Source organism: Streptomyces sp. KR55 (genome assembly GCF_052245645.1).
In the GTDB taxonomy this organism is placed as follows: domain Bacteria; phylum Actinomycetota; class Actinomycetes; order Streptomycetales; family Streptomycetaceae; genus Streptomyces; species Streptomyces flavusporus.
Window position 1 is genome coordinate 1 of record NZ_JBQQCE010000795.1, and the last position, 2464, is coordinate 2464.

The following is a 2464-nucleotide window of genomic DNA, read 5'->3' on the forward strand; positions in this document are numbered from 1 at the left end:
GCCCGCCGATGATGCGGGCGTGGTCGCGCAGGTACATGCGGAAGAGGGTCGCGACCTGGTCGTTGCGGGAGCGGCCGGCGCGCAGCTTGCCGCCGAGGTCGGGGCCCAGGCGCTCCAGCAGCCCGCGCTCCAGGGCCGTGTGCACGTCCTCGTCGGCGATCGTGCCGGTGAAGGACCCGTCGACCACGTCCGCTTCGAGCCGGTCGAGCCCGGCGATCATCCGGGTCAGCTCGTCCTCGGTGAGCAGCCCCGCCTTGTGCAGCACGCGCGCGTGGGCACGCGAACCGGCGATGTCGTACGGCGCCAGCCGCCAGTCGAAGTGGACGGACGCGGACAGCTTGGCCAGGGCCTCGGCGGGACCGTCGGCGAAACGGCCGCCCCAGAGCCGTACGTCACCGCTGTTGCTGCTCACTTGCTGTGCTCCTCGAAGATGGCGATGTGCGACCGCCTCCTCACCCTTCCAGGTGAAGAGGCGGCTGTCAGGCTCCGGTCGGATTAGCTAAACGTAGCACCCTTGTGGCAGAGTGTTACACGCACGCCCGGCGCCCAGGCGACGTCGGGCACCCTCCTCGGGCAGGTCGCGAGGCCTGACCGACCAGCGTCCGGAGGGACGTGCCACACGGGTTGACGGCTCTTGCCACTCAGCACCAGGACACGAAGGCGATTGGCTCACTTCCCTGAGCAACAGCCAGGCTCCGAGGCCAGTCAGAGACGCTAGTGCGGGTGAGGTGCGTACCCGCGGCCAAGACCGCGGGGAAGCCTTACGCCAAGTCGCGCTTGGCCGCGATCTTCGACGACAGGCTGTAGATGTCGATGAAGCCCTTGGCCGCGGACTGGTCGAAGGTGTCGCCCGTGTCGTAGGTCGCGAGGTTGAAGTCGTAAAGCGACTCCTGCGAGCGCCGGCCGGTGACGACGGCGCGGCCGCCGTGCAGGGTCATCCGGACGTCGCCGGAGACATGCTGGTTGGCCTCGTTGATGAAGCCGTCCAGGGCGCGCTTGAGGGGGGAGAACCACAGGCCGTCGTAGACCAGTTCGCCCCAGCGCTGCTCGACCTGCCGCTTGTAGCGGGCGAGTTCGCGCTCGACGGTGACGTTCTCCAGCTCCTGGTGGGCGGTGATCAGCGCGATCGCGCCCGGGGCCTCGTACACCTCACGGGACTTGATGCCCACCAGCCGGTCCTCGACCATTTCGATCCGGCCGATGCCCTGGGCGCCGGCGCGCTCGTTGAGCTGCTGGATGGCCTGCAGGACGGTGACGGGCTTGCCTTCGACGGCGACCGGGACGCCCTCCTTGAAGGTGATGATCACCTCGTCCTCGTCGCGCGGCGTCGCCGGGTTCTGGGTGTACTCGTAGATGTCCTCGATCGGGGCGTTCCAGATGTCCTCGAGGAAGCCGGTCTCGACGGCGCGGCCGAAGACGTTCTGGTCGATGGAGTACGGGGACTTCTTGGTGGTCGCGATCGGGAGGTTCTTCTCCTCGCAGAAGGCGATGGCCTTGTCGCGGGTCATCGCGTAGTCGCGGACCGGGGCGATGCACTTCAGGTCGGGGGCGAGGGCGACGATGCCGGCCTCGAAGCGGACCTGGTCGTTGCCCTTGCCGGTGCAGCCGTGGGCGACCGTGGTGGCGCCGTGCTTCTTGGCGGCGGCGACGAGGTGCTTGACGATCGTCGGCCGGGAGAGCGCGGAGACCAGCGGGTAGCGGTCCATGTAGAGGGCGTTGGCCTTGATCGCCGGGAGGCAGTACTCCTCGGCGAACTCGTCCTTGGCGTCGGCGACCTCGGCCTCGACGGCGCCGCAGGCGAGCGCGCGCTTGCGGATGACGTCCAGGTCCTCGCCGCCCTGGCCGACGTCCACGGCAACGGCGATGACCTCGGCGCCCGTCTCCTCGGCGATCCAGCCGATGGCGACAGAGGTGTCCAGGCCTCCCGAGTAGGCGAGTACGACGCGCTCGGTCACGGGTTTCTCCTCACACTGCATTCGCTGACATGCATGAGTATGCAGGAGGCTGCATGATTCGTCAATGCGGTGCCTGCAGGACCGGAAATCTCGTCGGCGGGTGAACATCCGAAACCGCTTTCCCGTACTTCCCACCGAACACCGGCGCCGGTTCTGTCAACACCCACCCCCGACCCAAGTGAGGCTTCCGCATGTCCAGGGCTCTTCCGAAGTACAACAAGCGCCGCGTCGCGATGATCGGCGGCGTGTCAGCGGTGGTGTTGTCCGGGGCGCTGATCGCCGGCTCCGCCTTGGCCGGGGAGACGCCCGAGAACGGCGCGCAGGCGACGACGAAGGCGGCGGCCGGCACCATCAGCTGCCCCGAAGTGGCGTCCCAGCTGCCGGCGATCCCGGCGTCCGCGCAGGCCGAGGTCGACCGCAACCTGGCGCTGCTCGACACCCAGATCGACGAGGCCGACAAGCGCCTGAACGAAACCGTCGGGCAGGGCGGACCCGACTTCGTCCAGAAC

The 2464-nt window shown here is 68.5% G+C and carries 2 protein-coding genes and 1 pseudogene; 1 reads left to right on the forward strand and 2 read right to left on the reverse strand.

What is annotated here, in order from left to right:
* A partial coding sequence (locus ACTWQJ_RS50160; protein ID WP_443313011.1) for a lyase family protein occupies positions 1–412 on the reverse strand: 412 nt, incomplete at its 3' end.
* Positions 413–761: 349 nt separating this feature from the next.
* The gene (locus tag ACTWQJ_RS50165; RefSeq protein WP_443313012.1) at positions 762–1955 is read right to left on the reverse strand and encodes an argininosuccinate synthase; all 1194 of its coding nucleotides are present in this window, start codon (positions 1953–1955) and stop codon (positions 762–764) included.
* A 191-nt stretch (positions 1956–2146) separates the two neighbouring features.
* Here ACTWQJ_RS50165 and ACTWQJ_RS50170 point away from each other — a divergent pair.
* Positions 2147–2464, forward strand: a pseudogene (locus ACTWQJ_RS50170) (hypothetical protein); the annotation flags it as partial.